The following is a 17,546-nucleotide window of genomic DNA, read 5'->3' as shown; positions in this document are numbered from 1 at the left end:
ATGGATGCGGGTAAGTGATTCGGATAGTGGTAGTCAACATTTGGCAGTTTTATCGCCGTAGATTTACAGGTATAATCGCGCGTTTGGCGTTAACCTAGGTTGGATAGCGCAGTGTTAACGGAGCAAGATAGCGGATGCAGGGCACGCAACAAAGTTTACCCTTAGCCGTTATTCGTGGTCAGGCAATGACCGAAATGCCGCTGGATTTGTTTATTCCGCCTGAGGCATTGGAAGTGTTCCTCGAGTCCTTTGAAGGGCCATTGGATTTACTTTTATATTTGATCCGTAAGCAAAAATTAGACGTTGTCGATTTACCCATTCAGCAAATCACCGCGCAGTATTTAGAATATATTACGTTGCTGACTCAGGCTCGAATCGAACTTGCCGCTGATTATTTAGTGATGGCGGCAACGCTTGCCGAGATTAAATCCCGTTTGCTGCTGCCGCGTATGGTGGCCGAAGATGAGGTTGAGGAAGATCCACGGGCACAGCTTATTCGGCAGCTTAAAGCCTATGAAGTGATTAAAGAAGCGTCGCAAAAACTCGATGATTTACCGCGGCTCGAGCGGGATGTATTTCAAGCCAAAGCAGTGGCAGCACCCGACATTAAGCCGTTAATGATCCCGCCAGAAGTTTCGTTGTTTGAAATTGCCCGCGCCTTTGGTGATGTACTCAAACGTATCGATGCCTATGAAGATCATCACGTTAAGCGTGAACAGTTATCGACCCGTGAGCGCATGAGCCAGATTTTAGCCATGTTGAACTCGGAAGATTTTACGGCATTTGAACGTTTATTTACCCTAGAAGAAGGCCGTGCAGGCGTGGTTGTGACCTTCTTAGCACTGATGGAATTAGTCAAAGAATTATTGGTTGAATTGTACCAAACAGAGCCGTTTTCAACTATTTACGTTAAGGCCTATTAATTGATGCAGATAAATCCGACTCAATTAAAACAGCTTATTGAAGCGAGTTTGTTTGTATTGGGGAAACCCTTGTCGGCGAAAATGTTGAAAGACACTGTATTGGTGGATTTCACGGTTTCCAGAGACAAAATAAAAGCTGCATTGGATGAGCTGCAGCAGGATTATCAAGACAGAGGTGTGCAACTTGTGAAAGTCGCTGGAGGTTATCGCTTCCAGACCTTAGAAGTCTTGAGTCCATTTTTGCAGCCCCTGTGGCAAGAAAAGGCGCCTAAATATTCGCGTGCGACATTAGAAACCTTGGCGGTGATTGCTTATCGTCAACCAGTGACTCGCGGCGATATTGAACAGGTGCGCGGTGTGGCTATAAGTAGCCATATCATAAAAAGTTTGTCAGATAGACATTGGATTAAAGTAGTTGGCCATAAAGAAGTACCGGGGCGACCCGCGTTATATGCCACTACCTTAGAATTTTTAGCATATTTTGGCTTAGACACCTTAGCGGATTTACCGCCGTTGTCGGATACTGAGTCATTGCAGGCGGTTTTTTCAGGTTTGAAATCAGCGCCAGAACAGTCAGAAGAGCAAAATACTAATGAGTGAAAAATTGCAGAAAGTCTTGGCCCGTGCAGGCCATGGCTCCCGTCGTGAGATGGAGGCATGGATTGCTGCAGGCCGAGTTAGTATTGATGGTGAAATTGCTAGCCTTGGGGATCGTATTGAAGCTGATGCTAAAGTGCGTATCGATGGCAGAGCCATTTCGTTAAAGTCTGCCGAAGATGTGATTTGCCGTGTGCTGGCATATCATAAACCTGAAGGCGAAATTTGTAGTCGTAAAGATCCTGAAGGCCGTCCAACGGTATTCGATCGCTTGCCTAAAGTGCGTGATTCACGCTGGGTAGCGGTTGGTCGTTTAGACATTAACACCTCAGGCTTATTGTTGTTTACGTCAGATGGTGAGTTGGCGAACCGTTTAATGCATCCATCGAACGAAGTCGACCGCGAATACGCAGTGCGTACCTTTGGTGAAATCCCTGAGGCGACAGTGCAACGTTTACGTACTGGCGTCATGTTAGAAGACGGCCCTGCGCAGTTTGATAGCATCAAACCAGCGGGCGGCGAAGGCATGAACCAGTGGTGGCATGTTTGTTTACGCGAAGGTCGCAACCGTGAAGTGCGCCGTTTGTGGGAATCCCAAGAAGTACAGGTGAGCCGTTTGATCCGTATTCGTTATGGTATGGTCGAACTGCCAAAATCACTGCCTCGCGGTGGCTGGGTTGAATTGCCCGTAGAGCAAGTTAACTACTTGCGTAAGCTGGCGGGTCTTGAGCCCGAAACACGTACTATGCTTGCTGCCGATAAACACAGCGTAGCCCGTGCTCAGGTGAAGAGTGCTAAAATTCGCCGCGCCGTACGTAAGCATAAAGTAACAGGTTCGGGAAAACCTAAGCCATCGCGTCAGCGTAGCTAAGTTGTTTTATCCCAATGAAAAAGGCCGCTAAGCGGCCTTTTTGCTTTCTGTTATTTGCAGCTATGTTATAACAAGTCTCAGTTGGATTGAGGAGTGAATGAATGAAGCTAATTTCAGTGAAACGGATTTGGGAACACGCTGCCCATAATGCGTTTACCGATTTAATCACGTTTCAGGGGGCATTGTTTTGCGTTTTCCGTGAAGGGACAGCCCATGTGTCACCCGATGGTGCGCTACGAATTCTACGCTCAGCGGATTTAGGCGACACTTGGCAGAGCGTGGCGCTGATCCGTTCGGATGAGGCGGATTTACGCGATGGCAAACTGATTGAGTATCAAGGGGAATTACTCTTACTCGGCGGCGGGATTTTACACGATAAGTCTGGCTTACAATCACATCTTTGGCGCTCAGCCAATGGGCTAGCGTGGTCGGATGCGTTAAAAGTCGCGGATAAAGGCTATTGGTTATGGCGCTTAACCGAGCATCAAAATGCACTCTATGGCGTGGGTTATCGCGCTGGGCCTGATGGTGATACCCGCTTGTATAAAAGTGATGATGGGGTGCAGTTTGAGACTTGGTTAAAGGTGTTTAATAATCAAGGTTATGTCAACGAAACTGCCATTGTTTTTCATCAAGAAAACGGCTTTTGTCTATTGAGGCGCGATCCCGTATGGGGCCCAGAATTTGTCGGTTTACTCGGCCGCAGTCAAATGCCATTCACTGATTGGCAATGGCAAGAACTCGATAAGCGCATTGGTGGGCCAGTGATGTTGATGTATCAATCCCGTTTGTTGGCTGTAGTGCGTTTATATGATGAACGAGTTCGCACGGCTTTAGTTGAAATTCATCCAGATACTGGCGTGGTTCAAGAACTACTGACACTGCCATCGAAGGGCGATACTAGTTATGCGGGCGTTGTTATTGATGGAAATGAGTTGTGGGTAAGTTATTACTCCAGCCATGAGTTAGCTGACTCACAGCTGGATACGCAAAATTCGCTTGATGAATCAAACAGAGTCGCCAAAGCTAAAACGATGATTTATTTTGCAAAAATTCAGTTAAGCTAAGATTGGCGGTGCGCTATCTTTGTCGTACTTAATGTTATCGACAAGTTCTGGGTTTCATTTTGAGAATATCTAAAATAATAAAGAGCCATAAATAGGCCCTTTAATATTGCTGAATCATACCGGCAGAAACTCAATAAGCGATTCGATTACTGTGCGTTAAACTGCTGTCCGTTGACGGCACTAGAATCTTGACCCATCAAATATAGATAGGTCGGCATGATCTCTTCAGCGGTTTTGAGATCCAGTGGATTCTCTGCAGGGTAGGCTTTAGCGCGCATCTCAGTGCGGGTAGCTCCTGGATTGATGCTGTTAACTCGAACTGAGGTGCCATCGCATTCATGGGCGAGAACTTGCATCATGCCTTCGGTGGCAAACTTAGAGAAAGCATAAGGTCCCCAATAGGCGCGGCCTTGACGACCCACACTGCTCGACGTAAAGATAATCGATGCACTGGGTGCTTGGCGCATCACAGGTAGTAATGCTTTAGTTAGAATGACTTGGGCCGTGACGTTCACTTTGAGCACGTCTTCGAGTGATGGAATATCTATGTGTTCAAACGGGCCTAAGGCACCGAGCAAGCTAGCGTTATGTAATAAGCCGTCTAAATGATCGAATTGCTCGGCTATGGTATCGGCCATATCGCGATAATTTTGTTCCGTTGCGCCCTTAAGATCCAATGGCACTATGGCAGGTTTGGGATAACCGGCTTGTTCTATTACGTCGTAAACTGCTTCCAATTTTTTCACTGTTTTACCAAGTAAAATCACAGTGGCGCCGTGTTTTGCAAACTCAATGGCGGCGGTACGGCCTATGCCAGCACCAGCGCCTGTGACTAAAATCGTCTTGCCCTTGAGTAAATCTTTTGTTGCTTGATATTCCAACATGAGTCTCTTTTTCCTCTTGGCGAGAATGCCCGCCACTTCTAGAGTCGCCGAAGTGATAAACGCATGTTTCAAACAAATGAATGAAACTTTGTTATCAATAGCTAAAATCTTTGTGACAAACTTGTGGCTAACTCAATATTTTTACGTTAACTTGAAATGAGTTAGGGGCTAACATAAGCCCTATTGGTCACAGATCTAAAAGCTATTGTGACTAATTTCTTGGGGAAAACAAAACTATTACAACAAGATTTGGGGAAAAAAGATGAAAAGACTCATTTTGGGTGTTGCGATTGCATCTGCACTGGGCCTCACAGGATGTGGTGAGGACAGTTTTAATGAACTCAAGGATAAGACAGAAGTGCTCATCCCTGAATCGCACATGGTGTTCGACCCTGCTAATTCAAAAGTTCCATTACCGAATGATTTGCTGTTCAGTGGCACCAAAGATGGCACATTATCGATTCCGGGTGAAAGCTCGGGCAATTATGTTGATCCACAAATAGCGCTTGGGGCGTTAGATGGGTGGTCGACAACATCACCGATTTCTATTGATATTGATTTGGCGAAAAAACATGACGGTACACCGCTGACCTTAATGGCGGCATCGGTTGCGCAACCGGGTGCTGTCAGAATGTTTGAAGCCACAGTAGGCGGCGCATTATCATCTGATCCCGAATGTAAGGCTAAACCGTCAGTTTCAGCCTGTAAAGTGGGCGCTGAGTTGCAGTTTGGCGTTGACTTTATATCAACCGCTTCGGGCAAAAAAGTGGTGATAATTCCGCTTAAGCCACTCAAAGCTGGCCAATCTTATATTTATGCGACAACGAATCTTATTCAAGATTCTGAAGGTCGTGGTATCGCTCCTTCAACGACCTATGGTTTGTTGAAGCTGGATATCAATACGTTACCTTTAGAAACGCCAGACCAATTGATGCTGCAAACCTTAGTGAACAGTTATGAGAAAGGGATTGCTGCGGCCCATAAGATCGATCCTTTAACCATCAGTTACTCTGGCTTATTTACAACTCAGTCTGTTGCTAACGTCTATGAAACCACCAAATTGCTGATGGCGAAGGGTGCTCCCTATGCACCAAGCTTTGCCCAGATGCCAACACCAACTGGATTGACTGTGGCTCAAGTGGCGGGCTTAACACCGGCTGCTGGAGCTGCCTATGTTGCCGCAAACTTGGCTGATGTGTATACGGCAAAAATTAAACTGCCTATTTACGGTGATTGTTCTTCAGTTGGTTGTTTATCCGCTGAAGGTAAACCATTAATTAATGGTCATTGGAAAGCCCAAGGTGATAGCCCTGTATCTGTGCTACTAGCACTGCAAGCGGGCACACTCAGCCAGAATAATTTTGGTATGCAAGCGGTGGCTAATGGTATTGCTAACCCTGCTGATGCTTTAGCCAATCCCTCGTTAATGGCGGGTAAAACATGGGTTTTAGACGATGGTACGGCAGTTGATAAAACCAAACATCTGACTAAATTCAATCCTATTCCAGCAATCAAAGGTTATGAAACAGTATCTGTACTGATTTCTATGCCCAATGCAACGAAATTGGCCGCTTTTTATCAACAGCAAGGTCGTGAGTTTATTCCTCCTACATCTGGTTGGCCAACAACAATTGCCCTTCACGGTTTAGGTGGCGGCAAAGAAATGTCATTGGCCTATGCCGGCACGTATGCGGCAATGGGGGTTGCGACTGTTGCTATTGATATGCCACTTCACGGTGCACGTTCATTTGATGCTAACGGTGATGGGATTTATGAAGTCTCTGCGACAGATCCTGCCTTCGGTGCAGTTGTCGGTAAACCGGACGCCTTTAAAAATGGTAACCCGTTGGTGTTTGTGAATATTTCTAGCACTTTGTCGGTGCGAGATAACTTCCGTCAAGCGACGATGGACCATTTAGGGGTGCGTCTTGCCCTTACGGGCTTAGCACAGGGCTTAGCACAAGCAGGTCAGCCGCAAGTATTTGATGTGACTAAAATCAGTGCTCAAGGTCTGAGTTTAGGCGCCATTGTGGGCACCGATTTTGCGACCTATGCCAGCACAGGTATGAAGAATCCAGCAACCGGCGATGCCTTGCCAAATGCTTATGTTATCAATGCTGTATCCTTAGTTGCGCCAGCAGGTGGATTAGCAGGATCATTCGCAGGTTCTGCAACCTTTGGCCCAGTACTGTTTAGTAATATTACGGCATCTGCAACTTTCCAAGCACAGGTCGATGCGGCTAATACAGCAGGTTATGAGCCTGGTAGCCCTGAATATGCGGCACTGGTGCAGGGGGTATATGCCCAATTTATTCCGACGTTTGCCTTTGCGGTTCAAACAGCGGTAGATTCTGCAGATCCTGTTAACCATGCTGCTATGTTAAAAGCGACAGGCTTACCTGTTCACTTAATTGAAGTGGCGGGTGATGGTAACGGTAACTTAGCAGATCAAGTGCTGCCTAATCGCGTCGATAACTTCCCATTATCGGGCACTGAGCCGCTGATCGCTGCCATCGGGCTACCTTGTGCCGATAGCACGAGCAAAGGTCATGGCGTTGTGCGTTTCGCTAAAGGTCACCACAGTTCGATTGTTGATCCTAAAGAAAAGGAATCAACGGATGGTATGGCCGCGGCTGCCACGGTTGAAATGCAGACTCAAGTGGCAACCTATGCTGCTACTGCAGGTAAGGACGACGTGACGATTTTAGTGACAAACAGTGGGGTCATTGCGACTTGTCCTAACTAATCTTGCCTTAATCGGAAAAACCCAGCCTTTGCTGGGTTTTTTTATGGGCCTTTAGGCTGTTAGAATAGCGCGCAATTGATTGAATGATGTAACGCCCTAACGGAGAACACTTTGGAATTTTTATACGAGTATGGAATGTTTTTGGCGAAAGCCGTCACAATAGTGGTCGCAATCGTTGCCGTTATTATTGTGGTGTTGGCTTCCACTGTAAAACACAAGTCAGATAAGGGCGAGCTGAGGATCACTAACTTGTCTGAAGAGTTAGAAGAACTTAAGCATGGCTTAAAAGAAGAACTTCTGTCAAAGAAACAATTCAAAGCCTATGAAAAGCAATTAAAAGCTGACGAAAAGGCAAAAGACAAAGCCGCAGATGAAGCCTGCACGGGCAAAGTGTTCGTGATTGATTTTAAGGGCAGTATCGATGCCGCTGAGGTCGCATCACTGCGTGAAGAAATCAGTGCAATTATCGCTATCGCAGAAAAAGGCGATGAAGTGGTTGTTAATGTTGAGAGTGGCGGTGGTATGGTGCATGGTTATGGTTTAGCCTCCAGCCAGTTAGATCGCTTACGTCAAGCTGATATTACATTGACTGTCTGTGTTGATAAAGTCGCCGCCAGTGGTGGTTATATGATGGCCTGTGTTGCGAATAAAATTTATGCTGCGCCTTTTGCCATTGTCGGTTCTATTGGTGTTGTTGCTCAACTGCCTAACTTTAATCGCCTGCTGAAAAAGCATGAAATTGATTATGAGCAACATACGGCTGGTAATTTTAAGCGCACCTTGACAGTATTTGGTGAAAACTCCGATGAGGGAAGACAGAAGTTTCAAGAAGAACTCGAAGAAACCCACGTCTTATTTAAAGCGTTTGTTGGTAAGTATCGCCCTGAGTTGGATTTAGTGAAAGTCGCTACTGGCGAGCATTGGTACGGTCAGCAAGCTATTGAATTAGGTTTAGTTGATGCGATTTCGACCAGCGATGATGTGATAATGTCACTCGCCACAGAGCGTACTGTGTACAAGATACGTTATCAGGTGAGAAAGAAACTTGCCGATAAAATTGCCCACGGTGCTTCTTTGTCTGTGAACGCTATTTTCAATCGCCTCATAGAAAAAAATCGTCCTATGTAATTCTGTCTATTGGTGAATAAAAGTAAAAACGCCTGCATTTGCAGGCGTTTTCATTTGCTTAGCTTTCGCGGCTAATACCGAAGTGGGTTAGATTTGATAGCTGATATGTTGATGGAAGCGTACGATGAGATCTTCACGCTCCGGATCGACACCTATGTCCGCAGCAAAGGCCTTCAGGGCTGTTTCAACATTGTTCATAAAGCGACCGAAACCCGAATCGTCACAGTCCTTAGTACCTGCCACTATGGTAAAGTGCGCGGCTTCGACCAAGTTATCGGCATCCCAGCGACGGATAACTTGTTGCTCAGTCGCATTAGGATCGAACCCTATCATTTGTACTTCGGCTTTGCTGTCGAGCTTTTCAAACTTACTGTTACGCACAAGCGGTGTTAAGCCGTTCGCTATCATAGCAAGGCGTGTCAGCTGTCTATTAGCTGCCGCTTTGAGGAAGCAGTCTTCAAGATGCTGATATAAAGGCGTAAAGTCAGTGGCTGAGTCAGGTAATAAACCCTGTTTGAGTTTGCGGCTCAGCGGCAAGCTCACCGTCACATAGGTAAGAGAGCTAACGTTTTCTGGTAACTCACATTTTCTGGCTTTATATCTTGGGCCGATGGCGCGCAGTTTATAACCATAGGTTTCTTTATAGCCCTTAGCTTTTGCGAACAGATCATAGGATAAATGCTGATGGTCGCGGACCTTAACCTTAAGATCGCTTATTGGCATTAAGGGCATTAATTCAGTGAGCAATTCACGCACCTTGATATGGAAACTGGCGGAATTACTGCGAATATCGTCACCTGTGGCGAGAAACACAATGCGCAGTTTACGGGCGCGATAGTTTTCTTGCGAGAATAAGTTTTGGGCTTCGTGGTAGGCTGGGTTATAAAAAAATAGAATTTGTTCAGTGGTTTGGAAGCAATATGCTTCGGTATGGTAACGCACTACTGGCAGTTTATCGTTAGTGATCACGTGAACATTACGGAGATCGTGTTGTTCTGCCAAATTAAATATCAAACGGCTTAACGTTTGATAACAGCTTTGATAATCGGGATATTGATTGAGTAGCTCATCCGTCACCTTGATTTCGGCTGTGATGTATTGATTGGTACGGGCTTCCTTGGGTATGTACACTTTTTGCTGATGGCTAAGGGACATATTGACTCCTTGTTTGAGTTAACCATTTGCTAACACGAATTTTACTGTTTATCTATAGGGTTAATCTTGCGTTAGAACACGTTTTTATCCGTTGAGTATGAGTTTAGCTAAGTAAGCGGTTCGTTAGCTTAAAATAGCAGCTATTTTATTGGGTTAACGCATTTTCTATCCATGGTTGCATCCAAGCCGCAATCTGAGCTTGTGCCTTTTCGTTGGGATGAATGCCATCCCTTTGCATTAATTCTGGATGGGGCGCGATATCCTGCATAAAGAAGGGGATCAACACTATATCCTGGGTTTTAGATATGTCTTGATACACTTGGGTGAACTTTTGGGTATAGCGAGGGCCATAGTTAGGCGGTACCATGATCTCGGTCAGCAGCACTTTTGCGCCGCTATCTTTGGCTAGGGTAATGATTTGGATTAGATTATTTTCGAGTTGCGTTGGGGGGAATCCACGTAAACCATCATTACCTCCTAGCTCAACGACCACAAGATCGGGAGCAACAGAATCGAGCAAGGCGGGTAATCGGCGTAGGCCGCCCGCTGTGGTTTCGCCGCTCACTGAGCCATTGGTAAACTGATGTTCGGGCAGATTTTTTTGCAGTAGTGCTACCCAGCCTGACTGTTCTGCCATGCCGTAGCTAGCGCCTAAGCTATCGCCGAGGATCAGTATCTTTGCCGCGTGAGCGGGCGTGACCATGAGTACACTCAGTAGGATGAATGCCCCTAGGGTCTTCGCCATTGATTTTAATCTTAGCGATTGATACCAGAACGATTTATATAAGAAGGATCCTATGTCTAACGTCATCTTAAAAAACAGTGCCATTAATGTTGTTAACCTCGAAAAATCAGTGATTACTCAGGAAGGAACGCTCACTATCCTCAAGGGCATTAACTTAGATGTCAAGCAAGGTGAGAGTGTGGCTATTCTCGGCCCATCAGGTTCAGGCAAATCCACCTTATTGGGATTGCTTGCGGCGCTTGATACGCCTACGTCGGGGGAGATTTGGCTCGATGGTGTGGCATTATCACCATTGAATGAAGAGCAAAAAGCGGCACTGCGTAAACAGAAGGTCAGCTTTATTTTTCAATCCTTTATGTTAGTGGATACCTTAACTGCACTCGAGAACGTCATGTTACCCGCCGAGCTTGCGGGCGTGAGCAATGCCAAGGAAAAAGCGCAGGCCATGTTGGTGCGTGTTGGTTTATCCCATCGCTTGACCCATTTACCCAAACAGCTTTCGGGTGGTGAACAGCAAAGGGTGGCGATTGCCCGCGCTTTTATCTGTGAGCCTACAGTTTTGTTTGCCGATGAACCAACTGGCAATTTAGACAGCGTCAACGGCCATAAGATTGCCGATATGTTGTTTGAGCTTAATCAAGAAAGCCATACAACCTTAGTCCTTGTTACCCATGATCTGCTGCTGGCCAAGCGATGTGAGCGTCAACTAGTGATGGATAACGGCTATTTACAGGAAGATATCACTCAAACAGAACTGCTAGCTGATGTTAAGGAGGCTTAATAATGGAGTTAAGTCTGGCATGGCGCCTGTTTAAACGCGAGTTACAGCAGGGACAATTGTTATTGATTATCCTCGCTATTACGCTCGCGGTTTTGTCTGTGAGTGGCTTGGCGCGGGTGAGTGAACGTCTGCAAGTGGCAATTAGTGGTCAAGCGTCACAGTTTATTGCTGCTGACCGTATTATCGATTCACCGGTTAAAATTGATGCGGCGATTTTATCCAAAGCCGAAGCGCTTGGGCTTAAGCATGTGACTAACATGCAATTTAATTCCATGGTCTATTCGGGAGATAAGTTTCAGTTAGTCACAGTACGCGCCGTAGAGTCGGGTTACCCGCTTAAGGGCGATATTGAACTCACCAGCGGTAAAACAAAGGCGTTACCTCAAGCGGATCAAATTTGGTTTGAGACTCGCTTAGGCGGACTTTTGGGTTATCCCAAATCCATCGAACTAGGTAACAGCGAATTTGTGCTCAGCAATGAGATCAGCCGCTTACCCGACGCAGGTTTTAATCCTTTTGCTTCATCGCCTGTGGTATTGATGCGGATGGAGGATGTCGCCAAAACGGGAGTGATTCAACCGGGCAGTCGCGTGACTTATCTGTATCAATTTGCCGGAGATGAAGCCTCGCTTACGGCCTTTGAACAAAGTGTTAAACCGCTTTTGAATAGTACCCAGCGTTGGGTCGATGTGCAATCCGGTGACTCGCCGATTGCGGGGGCCGTTAAGCGAGCGGAGCGCTTCTTACTGCTGGCAAGTTTGATGGGCATTGCATTGGCCTGCGCGGCGATAGGTATTGCCGCCCAGCGTTATTGTCAGCGCCATTACGATGTGGTTGCCATGCTGAAAACCTTTGGCGCCTCGGCAAAGCAAATTCGCCTGTTGTTTGGTACTCATTTATTGTTGGTAACGCTACTGGGAATTGGTCTAGGTCTAATTGGGGGAGGGTTACTCGATTTTGGGATCAGTTATCTATTGCCACCCGAAATTGCGGCCTATTCACCGCCACTCACACGGCCATTTTTACTCGGTATCAGCACTGGGCTCATCAGCGCCTTTATGTTTTCGGCTTATCCATTGATGCGTTTACTGGCTATTCCGCCACTGCGGGTGTTGCAGCGCCAGTTAGAAGGCTTACAGCTTGGTATGTGGCTGCATTTGCTACTGAGTCTAGGGGCTATGGCGCTACTGGGCTATTTGTATTCCCAAAGTTGGACTTTGACTCTGACTGTGGTCGCGGCTGTGCTATTGCTGGCTGCGCTATTAAGTCTGCTTGGATTTGTGATGATACGAGCAGGACACAGTGTTGGTATGAAGACTACCAATCCTTTGCAATTAGCGCTGGCGGGGCTAAGGCGTCGTGCGCGGCAAAATGCGGTGCAATTGGTTGGCTTTAGCGCTGCACTGGTACTGTTATTGACTATTTTGGCGTTAAGACAAGATTTACTTAACGAATGGCAAAAACAGTTGCCCGAAAATGCGCCTAATTATTTCCTTGTCAATATTGCGCCTGATGATGCAAAGCCCTTGAATGATTTCATGACGGCGAAGGGGATAGTGGCGACAGATATTTATCCGGTGATCCGTGGCCGATTAACTCAAATTAACGGTGAAGCGCTGATTTCGAATGAACAGTCCGAAGCGGGTGAAAAGGGAAGAGTGGGCATTTCGCGCGAGTTAAACCTAACGTGGCGCAATACACTGCCTGCTAACAACGAACTGTTAGAGGGGCATTTTAATCAAGCCGCTGATGAAGTATCGGTGGAGTCCGGCGTGGCGGAGCGTCTAGGTATTGGTCTTGGCGATAAGCTGACTTACGTGATTGATAATCAAGAGCTCACAGTTAAAGTTGCCAGTATTCGTGCTGTACACTGGGAAACGCTGCAACCGAACTTCTTTATGATTTTCACCCAAGAAGCGCTCGCGCCTTTTGCGTATACCTCGATGGCGAGTTTCTATCTGAATGATCAGGCGACTAACGATAAGACTATGAATGCTGATGGTACGCCTAAGGATGCAGTGATCCTTGCGCTTATTCAGCAATTTCCGACGATATCTATCATAGATGTTGGCGCTATGGTGGGGCAGTTGCGGCAGATAATTGAGCAAGTGTCGCTGTCCTTGTCTTTAGTGCTGGCCTTAGTGTTATTAGCCAGTGCCTTAGTCTTGATTGCACAGACTGAGGCTGGCATGGCAACTCGGCAACGTGAACTCGCTGTGTTGCGTACCTTTGGTGCTTCAGGATGGTTATTGCGCAGTGCAACGGGTTTAGAGTTCGCCTTGCTTGGCGGTATTGCGGGTGTGTTAGCCGTAATTGTGGCCGAATTTGCGTTATATCTACTTAAGACACAAGTGTTTGAGCTTAATGTATACATGCACTGGCCTTGGTGGGGTATTGCCCCAGTTTCTGGAGCCTTAATTGTCGCCTTACTTGGGGTGTGGCGTTGCCGACAATTGCTCAGCCAATCCTGTTCCGAGCTATTGAAAGCTGGGATCTAGGGCGGTTTGTGAACTCTGTTGATGGGCTAAAACATAAAGCTTATTAAAACAACAAGCTGAGCCAACAATAAAAGCACTGATGCCACATAAGCTCAGTGCTTTTTTGTTATGGGGTTGATTCTGCTGCACTTGAATTGAATATGCTTTTTACATCGGCTTACAAATTGATCTGTGCTTAAGCAGGTAGCAACAGAACTTAGTGCAACGCAATGGGTCTATCTAACTGAGAACAGCGACTAGCTTATATATGCCATAGAGGGAATATTATGTTCAAAGGAATAACAAAACTGCTTAAGGATAATCGCTCCTTTTTTCTGTTTATCAGCTTAATGTTAGTGTTCAGGAGCGCTGTGGCCGATTGGAATACTGTGCCATCGGGTTCTATGCTGCCGACTATCGTCGAGGGTGATCGCATTCTTGTTAATAAGATGGCTTATGATCTTAGGGTGCCATTTACGCATATCGCATTAGTTAAACTGGCAGATCCTGTTCGCGGCGATATCGTGGTATTTGACTCGAAAAAGGCCGATAAAAAACTGATTAAGCGGGTAATAGCTGTGCCAGGCGATACTGTGATGATGCAGGATAATCGCTTGTATTTAAACGGTGAACTGCTTAGCTACACATCCCAAGCATTGAGTGCTTATGCTCCCGCTGATGTGACAGAAATGCAGGAAAATTTACTCGGTATGGTCCACAGTATTCGCCTTAACCCTGTACCCTCAAGGCTTGCCAATTTTGGACCTGTCACAGTGCCAGATGCGCATTATTTAGCCCTGGGTGATAATCGTGATAACAGCGCTGACTCTCGGGTTATTGGCTTCGTACCCCGTGATGAGATTGTTGGCCGTTCAAGTTCAGTCGTTTTCTCCCTTGATTATGATGATTATTACCTGCCTCGGCCTGAACGCTTAATGCGTGAATTCTAGTCTTAACTATTTTGAACCATGAAATAGGGCGCCAAAGTCGGCGCCCTATTTTTTAAGTGATTGGTTTATTCGCAACTACTTCATAAAGCTCAGATAGCCCTGTAAGACAATTAAGTTAACTATGTCGATAAAGAAAGCTCCGACGATAGGTACTACCATAAAGGCTTGGGGTGATGGCCCTGTGCGTGAGACTAGCGCGCCCATATTCATTACCGCTGTTGGGGTTGCACCCATACCAAAGCCGCAGTGGCCACCGGTGATCACCGCAGCATCGTAATTACTGCCCATGACTTTGAACGTCACGAAATAGGCAAAAATGGCTAACACTGCGGTTTGTACCAGTAAAATCACCAATAGCGGGATCGCTAAATCAAAAATTTCCCATAATTTTAAAGTCATTAAGGCCATTGAGAGGAAGAGAGACAGTGCGACCGTCCCTATCACATCGATACTTTCGGTATGGGGTTTGTAACCGCGGGTGAGTTCTGTGAGATTAGCGATGAGCACGCCAAGAAAAAGAGCATATACAAAGTCGGGCATTTTTAGCCATGCAATACCCGATTGGCTGATCCACAGCGTGAGCCATTTTGATCCTGCAACACACAACAACAGCACAAACAGAGTTTCTAATATGGTTTTGGCGGTGACTTGGTCTTCTTCTAAGTGATCATAAGTGACTAAATGTGGATGTTCACTGTGATGCTTGCGGCCAACCCCATAGCGAGAAACAAGATTATGCTTACCGATTAATCGCTGCGCGACGGGGCCACCGATGATCCCACCCATGATCAAACCAAAGGTTGCCGCGGCCATAGCAAACTCTAAGGTGTTGATACCGTAGCGCTCAGCAAAGGTTTGTGACCAAGCGACGCCGGTACCATGGCCGCCCGACAGGGTAATTGATCCTGCGATAAGTCCCATGATGGGATCGAGCCCCAATAGGCTGGCTAAACTGACGCCGACGGCATTTTGAATCACAATATACACTGAGGCCACACCTAAAAAGATGAAGACTTTTTTACCACCGCTGAGCAATAGCTTGTAGTTTGCCGAGAGGCCAATGGTGCTAAAAAACATCAGCATTAAGGTATTTTGCAGTGATAGGCTGAAGTCGAGACTGATATTTTGAAAGTGAAGAAATGTGACTCCCGCGGCGACAACAAGGCCACCCACTATGGGTTCGGGGATATTATATTGCCTGAAGACACGTACATGGCGATTGATAGAGTGGCCGATAAACAGCACGAAAATGGCAATTAAAAATGATTCTAGCTCGCCAATCATATAGGTCGTGTGCATGAAAATTCCTTACAAACTGTCTTAGTGCGGGCGTTTCATTGGGCACAATGTCCAATGAGAAGTAACCCATCTTGTTATTAAGTACCTGCTAATGCTGGATGTTAAGCGCTTGATGTCGAGGACAGATCAGTGTCAATCCGATAAAAAATTTAAAGGACGAGTAGGCGCGAGTGTGTATCGTTTTATGGTCTACAGACCAAGAACAGCAGATTAAATAGCCTGTTCCTGAGCATAAATAACTGTCTATTTATGAGGTGTTGCTGAGTCTATCTGTGGTCAAGGCTGAGGCGATTAATGCGTGCCTCCTATGACCGAATGAAGGCGAGTTTAGCAGAAAATGGACGGATTGTCGCTAAATCATAATATAAATCATGATGTTACATTCTTGTTTTTCTAGTGTTGCTAAAATAATGGCAAGATTGACGTTACAATATACCTGGCTGTTGAGCGGATTTGAGTACTAAGATCCGCCTGCATTAGCGACTGATTTTATCAGCATATTTAAGCTGAGTTTAGGCTCTAGCGTGCTAGCCTATTTGGCTAACACGTTTGTTAAGGCGTTATCAAGATCACTGAATTGAAACTGAAAACCCGCTTCGAGGGCACGTTTGGGGTAAACAAATTGCCCTTCCGTCAGCAGCTCCGACATTTCGCCCATCGCTAAGCGTAATGCAAGCGGTGGGGTCGTGATTAACGCTGGGCGATTAAGTGCTTTTCCGAGCGCTTTGGTAAACACAGCGTTACTCACTGGATTGGGTGCAGTGGCATTAAATATGCCTTTACAGTGTTGTTGAGTGAGTAAAAAATCAATAAGGGAAATGAGATCCTGCACATGGATCCAGCTCATACCTTGGCGTCCATGGCCAATTGGGCCACCGAGTCCGAGTTTAAATGGCGGTAACATTTTCTCTAAGGCACCACCTTTGCCTAGCACGATACCAATACGGATAATACAGACGCGTGTGTGCTCTGAGGTTGCATTTAGCGCCTCTTGTTCCCATTTTCGACAGATGTCATGGCTAAACTCAACATGGGCGCCACTAGACTCATCGAGTAATTTATCATCGTGCCGCCCGTAATAACCTACTGCCGAACCACTCACCATGATCTGAGGAGGAGTGCTACTCTGTTGTATTAACTGAGTTAATCTTGCCGTAATATTCCAGCGACTATCACAAATGCGCTGCTTCTGGTTTTTACTCCAACGTTTAGCGACTATGGGTTCACCCGCAAGATTTACAATGGCATCAATGTGATTTAAGTCGCTTAGCGCATCGAGACTCTCGAGGTAATGGTGCTGACTACCGAGCACTTTTTGTGTTTGTTGCACTGAGCGAGTTAATAACGTCAGTTGATGATATGGCGCCAGTCGTTCGACTAATTGGCGACCAATAAAGCCGCTTGCGCCGGTGATCAGTATATTCATGGAACCTCTCTTAATTGGTTAAGCTCTGCGGATATATACCAAAATGCGGTGTGCAACGATCACTTAGTCGGAGTATTTTTAGCCAGATTATTTTTGATAACATAACTCCATCGAGACTGAATCGGCAAAGCGTAGTGCATGGGGCTTGTCGATTTCGACACTGGCAAATTCAACCCAAGGATGCTCACTGGCGATGGCCAGCGTTTGGCTGGTGAGATTTTCGAGTAATGAGAAACGGTTATTCTCAATCAGTTCAATGATCTTTTTGGTGATTGTGCGGTAATTGAGCGCATCCTCGACATTGTCACTGTTGCGGGCACGTTCGGCACAATAATGGATCACGACATTAATGATCACGTCTTGGCGATTTTGGATTTCATCTTCTTTAATGCCAATAAAAGTACGAAGTCTTAAGTTTTTAATGCGTATAATCGCGGTTTCTGGTTTCATAATGACAAATGGCTATCTTAAGCTAAAGTTTCTGAGGTTAAGTGGTT

At 46.1% G+C, this 17,546-nt stretch carries 15 protein-coding genes; 9 read left to right on the top strand and 6 right to left on the bottom strand.

The window, feature by feature from the left end:
* The first annotated feature begins 134 nt into the window (after window positions 1-134).
* From KO531_RS14190 to KO531_RS14175, 4 genes are all read left to right on the top strand, one after another.
* The gene (locus tag KO531_RS14190; protein WP_105252121.1) at window positions 135-923 is read left to right on the top strand and encodes a ScpA family protein; all 789 of its coding nucleotides are present in this window, start codon (window positions 135-137) and stop codon (window positions 921-923) included.
* A gap of 3 nt (window positions 924-926) precedes the next feature.
* On the top strand, window positions 927-1,523 hold the full coding sequence (gene scpB, locus KO531_RS14185) for an SMC-Scp complex subunit ScpB (protein WP_011788946.1): 597 nt from the start codon (window positions 927-929) through the stop codon (window positions 1,521-1,523).
* A complete protein-coding gene (gene rluB / locus KO531_RS14180) occupies window positions 1,516-2,391 on the top strand; it encodes a 23S rRNA pseudouridine(2605) synthase RluB (RefSeq protein ID WP_028760991.1) in 876 nt (291 codons plus the stop codon). The genes scpB and rluB overlap by 8 nt, the downstream gene beginning before the upstream one ends.
* Window positions 2,392-2,492: 101 nt before the next feature.
* Complete coding sequence (locus KO531_RS14175) at window positions 2,493-3,458, top strand: exo-alpha-sialidase (RefSeq protein WP_219251493.1); 966 nt, start codon at window positions 2,493-2,495, stop codon at window positions 3,456-3,458.
* A 146-nt stretch (window positions 3,459-3,604) separates the two neighbouring features.
* On the opposite strand, the gene KO531_RS14170 is transcribed toward KO531_RS14175, so the two are convergent.
* Entirely contained in the window at window positions 3,605-4,342 is a 738-nt protein-coding gene (locus KO531_RS14170) for a YciK family oxidoreductase (RefSeq protein WP_219251492.1), read from the bottom strand.
* A 262-nt stretch (window positions 4,343-4,604) separates the two neighbouring features.
* Between KO531_RS14170 and KO531_RS14165 the strand changes: the two genes are divergently transcribed.
* Together KO531_RS14165 and sohB are read left to right on the top strand one after the other, a co-directional pair.
* Window positions 4,605-7,088, top strand: coding sequence for a VolA/Pla-1 family phospholipase (locus KO531_RS14165; RefSeq protein WP_219251491.1), 2,484 nt, complete (start codon window positions 4,605-4,607; stop codon window positions 7,086-7,088).
* 111 nt (window positions 7,089-7,199) lie between these two features.
* A complete protein-coding gene (sohB, locus tag KO531_RS14160) occupies window positions 7,200-8,216 on the top strand; it encodes a protease SohB (RefSeq protein WP_219234378.1) in 1,017 nt (338 codons plus the stop codon).
* Between the two features lie 87 nt (window positions 8,217-8,303).
* On the opposite strand, the gene KO531_RS14155 is transcribed toward sohB, so the two are convergent.
* Window positions 8,304-9,371: a DUF3083 family protein gene (locus tag KO531_RS14155; RefSeq protein WP_028760986.1), complete on the bottom strand. Its 1,068-nt coding sequence runs from the start codon at window positions 9,369-9,371 to the stop codon at window positions 8,304-8,306.
* 145 nt (window positions 9,372-9,516) lie between these two features.
* Window positions 9,517-10,116, bottom strand: coding sequence for an arylesterase (locus KO531_RS14150; RefSeq protein WP_028760985.1), 600 nt, complete (start codon window positions 10,114-10,116; stop codon window positions 9,517-9,519).
* Window positions 10,117-10,168: 52 nt separating this feature from the next.
* On the opposite strand from KO531_RS14150, the gene KO531_RS14145 reads away from it, so the two are divergent.
* The 3 genes from KO531_RS14145 to lepB all read left to right on the top strand — a co-directional run bounded on the left by KO531_RS14145 (window position 10,169) and on the right by lepB (window position 14,324).
* Window positions 10,169-10,897: an ABC transporter ATP-binding protein gene (locus KO531_RS14145; RefSeq protein WP_219251490.1), complete on the top strand. Its 729-nt coding sequence runs from the start codon at window positions 10,169-10,171 to the stop codon at window positions 10,895-10,897.
* Window positions 10,898-10,899: 2 nt separating this feature from the next.
* Window positions 10,900-13,395 (top strand): FtsX-like permease family protein, encoded by a 2,496-nt coding sequence (locus KO531_RS14140; protein WP_219251489.1) that lies wholly within the window; start codon window positions 10,900-10,902, stop codon window positions 13,393-13,395.
* Between the two features lie 266 nt (window positions 13,396-13,661).
* Window positions 13,662-14,324: a signal peptidase I gene (lepB, locus tag KO531_RS14135; protein ID WP_113940751.1), complete on the top strand. Its 663-nt coding sequence runs from the start codon at window positions 13,662-13,664 to the stop codon at window positions 14,322-14,324.
* Window positions 14,325-14,399: 75 nt separating this feature from the next.
* Here lepB and gltS read toward each other — a convergent pair whose 3' ends face one another.
* The 3 genes from gltS to folX form a co-directional block, all read right to left on the bottom strand.
* Window positions 14,400-15,623, bottom strand: coding sequence for a sodium/glutamate symporter (gene gltS, locus KO531_RS14130; protein WP_113940752.1), 1,224 nt, complete (start codon window positions 15,621-15,623; stop codon window positions 14,400-14,402).
* Between the two features lie 532 nt (window positions 15,624-16,155).
* Entirely contained in the window at window positions 16,156-17,049 is an 894-nt protein-coding gene (locus KO531_RS14125) for a TIGR01777 family oxidoreductase (protein ID WP_219251488.1), read from the bottom strand.
* An 87-nt stretch (window positions 17,050-17,136) separates the two neighbouring features.
* Window positions 17,137-17,499 (bottom strand): dihydroneopterin triphosphate 2'-epimerase, encoded by a 363-nt coding sequence (folX, locus tag KO531_RS14120; protein WP_006082167.1) that lies wholly within the window; start codon window positions 17,497-17,499, stop codon window positions 17,137-17,139.
* Window positions 17,500-17,546: the final 47 nt, after the last annotated feature.

It is taken from the genome of Shewanella sp. NKUCC06_TVS (genome assembly GCF_019345515.1).
GTDB lineage: Bacteria > Pseudomonadota > Gammaproteobacteria > Enterobacterales > Shewanellaceae > Shewanella > Shewanella oncorhynchi.
Note: the sequence above shows the minus strand (reverse complement) of the source record. Positions and strands in the feature narration are given on the sequence as shown.

Coding starts and splice junctions, on each gene's coding strand:
- KO531_RS14155 (WP_028760986.1), bottom strand. CDS start 9,371: ATGTCCCTTAGCCATCAGCAAAAAGTGTACATACCCAAGGAAGCCCGT.
- folX (WP_006082167.1), bottom strand. CDS start 17,499: ATGAAACCAGAAACCGCGATTATACGCATTAAAAACTTAAGACTTCGT.
- KO531_RS14140 (WP_219251489.1), top strand. CDS start 10,900: ATGGAGTTAAGTCTGGCATGGCGCCTGTTTAAACGCGAGTTACAGCAG.
- scpB (WP_011788946.1), top strand. CDS start 927: ATGCAGATAAATCCGACTCAATTAAAACAGCTTATTGAAGCGAGTTTG.
- KO531_RS14145 (WP_219251490.1), top strand. CDS start 10,169: ATGTCTAACGTCATCTTAAAAAACAGTGCCATTAATGTTGTTAACCTC.
- KO531_RS14150 (WP_028760985.1), bottom strand. CDS start 10,116: ATGGCGAAGACCCTAGGGGCATTCATCCTACTGAGTGTACTCATGGTC.
- KO531_RS14190 (WP_105252121.1), top strand. CDS start 135: ATGCAGGGCACGCAACAAAGTTTACCCTTAGCCGTTATTCGTGGTCAG.
- gltS (WP_113940752.1), bottom strand. CDS start 15,623: ATGCACACGACCTATATGATTGGCGAGCTAGAATCATTTTTAATTGCC.
- lepB (WP_113940751.1), top strand. CDS start 13,662: ATGTTCAAAGGAATAACAAAACTGCTTAAGGATAATCGCTCCTTTTTT.
- KO531_RS14165 (WP_219251491.1), top strand. CDS start 4,605: ATGAAAAGACTCATTTTGGGTGTTGCGATTGCATCTGCACTGGGCCTC.
- rluB (WP_028760991.1), top strand. CDS start 1,516: ATGAGTGAAAAATTGCAGAAAGTCTTGGCCCGTGCAGGCCATGGCTCC.
- KO531_RS14125 (WP_219251488.1), bottom strand. CDS start 17,049: ATGAATATACTGATCACCGGCGCAAGCGGCTTTATTGGTCGCCAATTA.
- KO531_RS14175 (WP_219251493.1), top strand. CDS start 2,493: ATGAAGCTAATTTCAGTGAAACGGATTTGGGAACACGCTGCCCATAAT.
- KO531_RS14170 (WP_219251492.1), bottom strand. CDS start 4,342: ATGTTGGAATATCAAGCAACAAAAGATTTACTCAAGGGCAAGACGATT.